Origin of the sequence: Mycobacterium sp. E3247 (assembly GCF_001667785.1) — a bacterium.
GTDB lineage: Bacteria > Actinomycetota > Actinomycetes > Mycobacteriales > Mycobacteriaceae > Mycobacterium.
On sequence record NZ_LZJG01000168.1, the window covers coordinates 22,427 to 29,784 of the forward strand.

At 67.1% G+C, this 7,358-nt stretch carries 8 protein-coding genes and 1 pseudogene; 5 read left to right on the forward strand and 4 right to left on the reverse strand.

Annotated features, from left to right (window positions below; translation table 11 throughout):
• Positions 1 to 27: 27 nt before the first annotated feature.
• The 5 genes from A9X04_RS09245 to A9X04_RS09265 all read left to right on the forward strand — a co-directional run bounded on the left by A9X04_RS09245 (position 28) and on the right by A9X04_RS09265 (position 4,399).
• Positions 28 to 597, forward strand: coding sequence for a R3H domain-containing nucleic acid-binding protein (locus A9X04_RS09245; protein WP_067919581.1), 570 nt, complete (start codon positions 28 to 30; stop codon positions 595 to 597).
• Between the two features lie 57 nt (positions 598 to 654).
• Entirely contained in the window at positions 655 to 1,389 is a 735-nt protein-coding gene (rsmG, locus tag A9X04_RS09250) for a 16S rRNA (guanine(527)-N(7))-methyltransferase RsmG (RefSeq protein ID WP_067919583.1), read from the forward strand.
• 92 nt (positions 1,390 to 1,481) lie between these two features.
• Positions 1,482 to 2,384 (forward strand): ParA family protein, encoded by a 903-nt coding sequence (locus A9X04_RS09255; protein WP_082972685.1) that lies wholly within the window; start codon positions 1,482 to 1,484, stop codon positions 2,382 to 2,384.
• A gap of 23 nt (positions 2,385 to 2,407) precedes the next feature.
• Entirely contained in the window at positions 2,408 to 3,391 is a 984-nt protein-coding gene (locus A9X04_RS09260; RefSeq protein ID WP_067919584.1) for a ParB/RepB/Spo0J family partition protein, read from the forward strand.
• A 255-nt stretch (positions 3,392 to 3,646) separates the two neighbouring features.
• The gene (locus tag A9X04_RS09265) at positions 3,647 to 4,399 is read left to right on the forward strand and encodes an acetyltransferase (RefSeq protein ID WP_067919585.1); all 753 of its coding nucleotides are present in this window, start codon (positions 3,647 to 3,649) and stop codon (positions 4,397 to 4,399) included.
• On the opposite strand, the gene A9X04_RS09270 is transcribed toward A9X04_RS09265, so the two are convergent.
• The 4 genes and pseudogenes from A9X04_RS09270 to A9X04_RS30875 all read right to left on the reverse strand — a co-directional run.
• Complete coding sequence (locus A9X04_RS09270; protein WP_067919586.1) at positions 4,396 to 5,616, reverse strand: N-acetylmuramoyl-L-alanine amidase; 1,221 nt, start codon at positions 5,614 to 5,616, stop codon at positions 4,396 to 4,398. The genes A9X04_RS09265 and A9X04_RS09270 overlap by 4 nt on opposite strands.
• Positions 5,617 to 5,750: 134 nt before the next feature.
• Positions 5,751 to 6,104, reverse strand: coding sequence for a thioredoxin (gene trxA / locus A9X04_RS09275; protein WP_067919592.1), 354 nt, complete (start codon positions 6,102 to 6,104; stop codon positions 5,751 to 5,753).
• Entirely contained in the window at positions 6,101 to 7,108 is a 1,008-nt protein-coding gene (trxB, locus tag A9X04_RS09280; protein WP_067919595.1) for a thioredoxin-disulfide reductase, read from the reverse strand. The genes trxA and trxB overlap by 4 nt, the downstream gene beginning before the upstream one ends.
• A gap of 90 nt (positions 7,109 to 7,198) precedes the next feature.
• Positions 7,199 to 7,358, reverse strand: a pseudogene (locus tag A9X04_RS30875) (hypothetical protein); the annotation flags it as partial.

Here is a 7,358-nt window from a genome sequence, read left to right on the forward strand (position 1 = left end):
GGACCCGCGGATGAGGGAGAGAAAGACATGACCGACGCAGACACCACCACCGAACGTGACGTGGACACCGAACTGGACGCAGAGCGGCCGTCCGAGAGTGGCGCAGAGGCGGACGCCGACGAGTTCGACGACCAGGAAGAGCGCTTGGTGGCCGAGGGCGAAATCGCCGGCGACTACTTGGAGGAGCTGCTGGACCTGCTGGACTTCGACGGCGACATCGATCTGGACGTCGAGGGCAACCGGGCGGTGGTGAGCATCGACGGCAGCAACGACTTGAACAAGTTGGTAGGGCGCGGCGGCGAGGTGCTCGACGCGCTACAGGAGCTGACCCGACTGGCAGTCCACCAGAAGACCGGTGTGCGGAGCCGCCTGATGCTCGACATCGCGAGCTGGCGTCGGCGGCGCCGCGACGAGCTGGCGGCCCTGGGTGACAAGGTGGCGCGACGGGTGTTGGAGTCCGGCGAGCGTGAGGAGCTGGCGCCGATGACGCCGTTCGAGCGCAAGATCGTCCACGACGCGGTCGCTGCGGTGCCTGGTGTGCACAGCGAAAGCGAGGGCGTGGAGCCCGCGCGGCGCGTCGTCGTGCTGCACGACTAGCGAGTTACAGCGGTGTAGTTCCCACGCCGAGGCCAGTGTGCGTCAGGCGAGCGAAGGATGTTTCACGTGAAACATGGCGGGCCCGGCGATCCTCCAGCTGGCGCGCCGGCGTCTCCGGACCCCGCCATGCCGAAAGCCGCCGCGACGATCTTCGGTCCGAGAACCGACCTCGCGTGCCGGTACGCGGAGTTGTTGGCCGGGCCCGGGGTGGAACGTGGACTGCTCGGACCGCGCGAAGTGGGTCGTATCTGGGACCGGCATCTCCTCAACAGCGCGGCAGTGGCCGAGCTGCTGGATGAGGGGGAGCGGGTGATCGACATCGGGAGCGGCGCCGGGCTGCCCGGCATCCCGTTGGCCCTCGCGCGACCCGACCTCGAGATTGTGCTCCTCGAACCGCTGCTGCGCCGCAGCGAATTTCTCAGCGAGGTCGTCGACCAACTAGGGTTAGCCGTCGAAGTGGTCCGCGGCCGTGCCGAGGAACTGTGGGTACGTCACCAGTTCGGGGAAAGGGATGCGGCGGTGTCGCGAGCGGTTGCGTCGTTGGACAAGTTGACGAAGTGGAGCATGCCATTGCTTCGGCCGGGCGGGCGCATGCTGGCGATCAAAGGCGAGCGCGGCCGCGAGGAAGTTGAACAGTACCGGCGTGTGATGGCAGCATCGGGCGCCGTTGATGCCAGGGTGGTGACATGTGGCGCGACCTATTTGCGTCCCCCCGCAACCGTAGTTATAGCCCGACGCGGAAAGCAGCCGCGCCACCAGCCGGCACGGACCGGGAAGGCCGGGAACCAATGACGAGTCCGGGAGATCAGCCGAGCGCGCCGGCGTCGACTTCGACCGCGGCGCACATCCCGTCGCCCGACGCGCCCGACGCCGCACCGCCGCCTATGCCGATCGTCGATCCCGCAGCGAATGTTTCACGTGAAACAGCGGACGAATTCGATACGCCGATCGGCGCCGCGGCGGAACGGGCGATGCGGGTTTTGCACACCACCTATCCGCCCCTGCGTCGGCCGAGGCACCGCCGGGTGCTGACGGTGGCCAATCAGAAGGGCGGCGTCGGCAAGACCACCACCGCGGTGAACCTCGCCGCCGCCCTCGCGCTTCAGGGACTCAAGACGTTGGTCATCGACCTCGACCCACAGGGCAACGCGAGCACGGCGCTCGGAATCACCGACCGGCAGTCGGGCACGCCCTCGTCGTACGAAGTCCTCATCGGCGAGGTCGCGGTCAAGGACGCGCTGCGGCGCAGCCCGCACAACGAACGCCTGTTCTGCGTCCCGGCCACCATCGACTTGGCGGGCGCCGAGATCGAATTGGTGAGCATGGTCGCCCGTGAAAACCGGTTGCGGACCGCCCTGGCCGACCTCGACGACCTCGACTTCGATTACGTCTTCATCGACTGCCCACCGTCTTTGGGGTTGCTGACGATCAACGCACTCGTCGCCGCGCCGGAGGTGATGATCCCGATCCAGTGCGAGTATTACGCGCTCGAGGGCGTGTCACAGCTGATGCGCAACATCGAGATGGTCAAGGCGCACCTCAATCCGCGGCTCGACGTGACCACCGTCATCCTCACCATGTACGACGGCCGGACCAAGCTCGCCGACCAGGTGGCCGAAGAGGTGCGCCGATACTTCGGAACCAAGGTGCTGCGGACGGTGATCCCACGCAGCGTCAAGGTCTCCGAGGCACCCGGGTACAGCATGACGATCATCGATTACGACCCCGGTTCGCGCGGGGCGATGAGCTACCTCGACGCGAGTCGCGAACTCGCCGAACGTGATTGACCACCATCCGTGAAGGGACGACCATGACGCAGCCGTTACGCAAGAAGGGCGGCCTCGGCCGGGGCCTGGCTTCGCTGATCCCGACCGGTCCCGCCGAGGGGGACTCGGGTCCGGCGACCCTCGGTCCGCGGATGGGCGACGCCGCAGCGGACGTCTTGATCGGCGGACCGGGACCGGACCTGGCCCCGGCCGGCGCGGTCTATCGTGAAATCGCACCGGGCGACATCGAGCCCAACCCGCGCCAGCCACGGCAGGTGTTCGACGACGAGGCGCTCTCCGAGCTGGTGCACTCCATCCGCGAATTCGGTCTGTTGCAGCCGATCGTGGTGCGCGCGGTCCCGGGCGCCAAGACCGGTCCGCGGTATCAGATCGTGATGGGGGAGCGGCGCTGGCGGGCAGCCCAAGAGGCCGGGCTGGCCACCATCCCCACCATCGTGCGCGAGACCGGTGACGACAACCTGCTGCGCGATGCCCTCCTGGAGAACATCCACCGGGTACAGCTGAACCCCTTGGAAGAGGCGGCGGCATACCAGCAATTGCTCGACGAGTTCGGCGTCACCCACGATGAACTCGCGTCGCGCATCGGGCGCTCGCGGCCGTTGATCACCAACATGATCCGGTTGCTCAAACTGCCCATCCCCGTGCAGCGGCGGGTGGCCGCCGGCGTGCTGTCGGCCGGCCATGCCCGCGCCCTCCTCTCGCTGGAAGCCGGGCCCGAGGCGCAAGAGGAACTTGCCAGCCGCATCGTCGCCGAGGGGCTGTCGGTGCGGGCGACCGAGGAGGCGGTGACGCTGGCCAACCGCGCCGGCACCAGCGCCCCGGCGCCCCAGCGGCGCAAGCCGATCCAGATGCCGGGGCTCCAGGAAGTCGCCGAGCGGCTGTCCAACGCCTTCGACACACGAGTGACGGTGAGCCTGGGCAAGCGCAAGGGGAAGATCGTGGTGGAATTCGGCTCGGTGGACGATTTGCAGCGAATTATCGACATGATGACCGCCGCGCAGGCCTGACCAGGCATACCCTGTAATTACGTCACTGTGACACCGAAGCGGCAAACAACGGGCATTCTCTGCCGTAGGATTACGAAAACGCATGCGTTCCAAAGATTTTCGGTAACGAACCGGTGGGGACGGTAACGCTTCCAGCGTCGTGGGGCCGTGATCGGCGCCTCGACGGCAAAGCTGGCCCGATGGCGACCCACTCTCTTATCCTGGAGAAGTTGCCGGTGCAATTGGCTGCAGTACCGCACAGGAGCCAGGAGGCTAGTGTCCGCTCGAATCACCCCGCTGCGCCTCGAGGCCTTCGAACAGCTTCCCAAGCATGCTCGCCGCTGCGTGTACTGGGAGGTCGATCCGGCGACGCTCGGTAACCAGGACCATCTCGCCGACCCGGAATTCGAGAAGGAAGCCTGGCTGTCGATGGTCATGCTGGAGTGGGGCTCGTGTGGCCAGGTCGCCACCGCGCCGTCGAACGAGCGGAGCCAAAGCGAGCCGCCGTGCCTTGGCTATGTGTTCTACGCGCCGCCGCGGGCGGTGCCACGGGCGCAGCGCTTTCCCACCGCGCCGGTCTCCGCGGATGCGGTGCTGCTGACGTCGATGGGCATCGAGCCGGGGCAGGACGGCGACGATCTTCCGCACGGCCTCCTGGCCCGGGTGATCGACGAGCTGGTGCGGCGTGGTGTCCGGGCACTGGAAGCCTTCGGGCGCACACCGGCGGCTTCGGAACTGCAGGATCCGCTGGCGGCGAGCCCGGACGTGCGGCCGGTGCTGGAGGCCGTCGGTGACTGCTCGGTGGACCACTGCGTGATCGACGCGGAGTTTTTGCAGGATGCGGGTTTCGTTGTGGTGGCGCCACATCCGTACTTCCCGCGGCTGCGGCTCGAGTTGGACAAGGGCCTGGGCTGGAAGGCCGAAGTCGAGGCGGCTTTGGAACGCCTGCTGGAGAACGCGCAGCTGCAAGAGCCGGTCGGCGCCGGTTCAGTGGCGGGAAATACGTTGCGCGGGGCCGAAATCGGCTAGGAGCCGCCGAGCCGGCTGGTCCGCTCCACGGAGAGTTCGTGGGCCAGCAGTTCGGCGAAGGTGAACGTGCCCGTGGGGCGGTCGTTCTTGCCCAGCAGGTACAGCCGCTTGACCGCGGCGAGAATCCCTTCGGCGATGGCATCCCGCGTTTGCGTCGAGATCAACATCGCGCGGTCGTGCGGATTGGTGATGTAACCGACGTCAACCTGCACCGTCGGCATGCGGGTCAGGCGTAACAGGTCCCACGTCCGGCCATGCGTGCGGCAATCCCGTAACCCGGTGCGCGCCACGACTTCTCGTTGGATGAAGTCGGCCAGGTTGCGCCCGATCGTGGACACCGACCCGTGCGAGTTCCCGAAATGAAAGGAGGCGACGCCATTGGCCGCGGGGCTGGGCTGGTTCTCACAGCGCAGGCTGATCATCAGATCGGCGCCGACGTTGTTGGCGGTGGCGGCGCGTTCGGCGTCGGACGGGCTGCGGTTGACCGGCCGCGACAGGAAGGTTTCCATCCCGATGGCCGTCATCCGCCCCTCGAGCCGGCTTGCCAAGTCCCACAACACATCCGCTTCGCTGACCGGCCCTGCGGGGCCGTGCATCAGCTCGCCGAGGTCGGTGCCGCCGCGGCCGGGGTCGATGATGATTCGCTTACCCGACAGCTTGGGGCCCGATCGGCGGACCAGTTCTTCCTCGCGGATCGCATGCGGCGAGCCGCCCGTGACGCGTGAGCTCAGAAAATACAAGGAGCGCAACGTTTCTGGCCCACAGATGCCGTCGGCGGCCAGCCCGTACTCGCGTTGGTACGACATCAGCGCGTTGTGGGTCTGCAGCCCGAAGTGCCCATCGACCAGTCCGGTGTAGAAGCCGAGGTCTTGCAGGCGGGCCTGCAGGGTGGCGACGTCGTCGCCGTAGAGCGGGGCGCCGAATTGGTGATACAGGGTGCGCGCACCGAGCCGGTAGGAAGCCTCCTTCAACGCCCGATACGTGGCCTCGCCGACGATGCCGTCGACCAAGAGCCCGCGGTGCTGCTGGAAGGCGCGCACCGCCTGGTCGAGTTCGGTGTCGAAGAGTTCGGCGGGCACGTGCCGGCCGGTCGCGAGGTCGTCCTCAAGGCTGTCGAGCAGCCCTAATGCGGCCAACGTAGCCCGGATTTCGGTCACGGCCGCACTGCGGTCACCACAGCGCAGCGCATCGCCGTATTCACGGCGCGGACTCGACATACCAAAGGCCCTCCGGGACACACTGACAGGCTCGCATCTGGGCAACAGCTAACCGTTATTGTCGCAGACGCATCGCAGATTCGGGAAAACCCCAGGCCGAACGTGGGGGGTGGTGCGGAGAATTCAAACCGCGATCAGCTGAGGTTGGGCACCGCGTCCGAGAGTTCACGCAGCAGGGCGGCCTTGCCTTTGGCGCCGACGATCCGCTTGACCGGCTGGCCGTCCTTGAACAGGATCATCGTGGGGATCGACACGACTTGGAAGTCACGTGCGGTCACCGGATTGGCGTCCACGTCGAGCTTGGCCACGGTGAGCTGCGCGGCCCGCTCGCTGGCGATTTCTTCGAGAACCGGCGCCACCATCTTGCAGGGCCCGCACCATGTCGCCCAAAAGTCAACCAGCACAGGCTTACTGCTGGACAGCACCTCCGTGGAGAAGGATGCGTCAGAGACTTCGATTGTGGCCCCGGCTTTTTCGGCGTCGGTCATTGAGGTGCTCCAATCATCTCGGTACTGCCAGGAAATTCGGTGGCGTCACTCTGGGCGGCCGAACTCGATTCGACGTGGTCGGCCAGCCAGCGTTCGGCGTCGATGGCCGCCGAGCAACCACTGCCGGCGGCGGTGATGGCCTGGCGGTAGGTGCGGTCCACCAGGTCGCCGGCGGCGAACACCCCCTCGATCGAGGTGGCGGTGGTGCGGCCCTGGACCAACACGTAACCCTCGGGGTCGGTGTCGAGGACGTCGCGCACCAGCTCCGAGCGCGGGTCGTGGCCGATCGCCACGAAGACACCGGTGACCGGCAGGGTGGCTTCCTCCCCGGTGACGGTGTCGCGCATCCGCAAACCCGTCACCGTCTGATCCCCGTCGACCCCCAGCACGGCCTTGTTGGTCAGGACGGTGATCTTCTCGTTCGCCCGGGCGCGTTCGAGCATGATGCGCGAGGCGCGGAATTCGTCGCGGCGGTGCACCAGGGTGACGCTGCGCGCGAACCGGGTCAGGAAGGTGGCTTCCTCCATCGCCGAGTCGCCACCACCGATGACCGCGATGTCTTGATCCTTGAAGAAGAACCCGTCACAGGTCGCACACGAGCTCACGCCCCGCCCCAGCAGCTCCTGCTCACCGGGCACCCCCAGGTAGCGCGCCGCCGCGCCCATGGCCAAGATCACCGACCGGGCGCGGACGGTCTCGCCCTCGGCGGTCGTGACCGACTTGACCGGCCCGTCCAGCGACACCGACTCGACGTCTTCCATCCGCAGATCGGCCCCGAAACGCAGGGCTTGCTCCCGCATCTGATCCATCAACTCCGGACCGGTGATGCCGTCGCGAAACCCGGGAAAGTTCTCCACCTCGGTGGTGGTCATCAACGCCCCACCGAACGACGTCCCCTCGAACACCACCGGCGCCAGCTGCGCCCGGGCCGTATACAGCGCCGCGGTGTACCCGGCAGGCCCCGAACCGATGATGATCACGTCGTGCACAGTGTCGGCGGTCATAGAACCCTTCCAAACGATCGTCCCTGGATTCCTACAAACGCCAGCGTAGGCACCGCTGTTCCCCGGCGCGTCGGACACCCGTGCATCACCCTAAGGGCCCGGGACCTGGGTGCTGGCCAACAAGCCGGTATCGGCGGCGTTGCAGTTGAGCGCGACGGCGTAGACCGCGAGGGTGTGCGGACTGTCACCGGCCACCACCAGCACGACGCCGGGGCGGGCGTTGATCTCCACCCGGCGCGCGCCCAGCACC

Excerpts from the sequence above, each read along its gene's own strand:
- A9X04_RS09245 (WP_067919581.1), top strand. The coding sequence starts at position 28 with ATGACCGACGCAGACACCACCACCGAACGTGACGTGGACACCGAACTG.
- rsmG (WP_067919583.1), top strand. The coding sequence starts at position 655 with ATGTTTCACGTGAAACATGGCGGGCCCGGCGATCCTCCAGCTGGCGCG.
- A9X04_RS09255 (WP_082972685.1), top strand. The coding sequence starts at position 1,482 with ATGCCGATCGTCGATCCCGCAGCGAATGTTTCACGTGAAACAGCGGAC.
- A9X04_RS09260 (WP_067919584.1), top strand. The coding sequence starts at position 2,408 with ATGACGCAGCCGTTACGCAAGAAGGGCGGCCTCGGCCGGGGCCTGGCT.
- A9X04_RS09270 (WP_067919586.1), bottom strand. The coding sequence starts at position 5,616 with ATGTCGAGTCCGCGCCGTGAATACGGCGATGCGCTGCGCTGTGGTGAC.
- trxA (WP_067919592.1), bottom strand. The coding sequence starts at position 6,104 with ATGACCGACGCCGAAAAAGCCGGGGCCACAATCGAAGTCTCTGACGCA.
- trxB (WP_067919595.1), bottom strand. The coding sequence starts at position 7,108 with ATGACCGCCGACACTGTGCACGACGTGATCATCATCGGTTCGGGGCCT.